At 66.4% G+C, this 533-nt stretch carries 1 pseudogene; it reads left to right on the top strand.

From position 1 onward, the window contains the following. Positions 1–533: pseudogene (locus AAE045_RS24240) on the top strand (hypothetical protein); the annotation flags it as partial.

Consider the following 533-nt stretch of genomic DNA (forward strand, 5'->3'; position numbering starts at 1 on the left):
AGCTGGGTCTGGGCCGATGGGCTCGAGAAGGGCATCGAGCGCGTGCGCGATCCGAAGGTGCGCGAACGCATGAAGAAGGAAGTCGCCGCTGGATCGATGCCCGGCTGGTCGAACCTGGTGCACGCCTCGGGCGGTTTCCAGAACGTGCGCCTGGCCAACAGCTTCAGTGACAAGTACCGGCGCTTCCACGGCAGGACGCTGGCCGAGATCGGTGCCGAACTGAATCTGGACCCGGCCGATGCGGCCTGGGATATCGCGCTCGAAGGGCTGCCCAACCGCGCGGTCGCGCTGTATTTCATGATCAGCGAGCAGGACGTACAGCTCGCGCTGCGCCAGCCCTGGGTCAGCATCGGCAGTGATGCCGCGGCGGCGGTGAACTACGGCAGCGAAGGTGCCATCGGCCTGCCGCACCCGCGCGCCTACGGCACCTTCCCGCGGATCATCGCCGAGTATGTGAAGCGGAACCAGGTACTGACGCTGGAGGATGCCGTCCGAAAAATGACCGGCTGGCCCGCGCAGCGGATGGGCTTGAG

The organism is Dryocola clanedunensis (genome assembly GCF_038405435.1).
Classification (GTDB): domain Bacteria; phylum Pseudomonadota; class Gammaproteobacteria; order Enterobacterales; family Enterobacteriaceae; genus Dryocola; species Dryocola clanedunensis_A.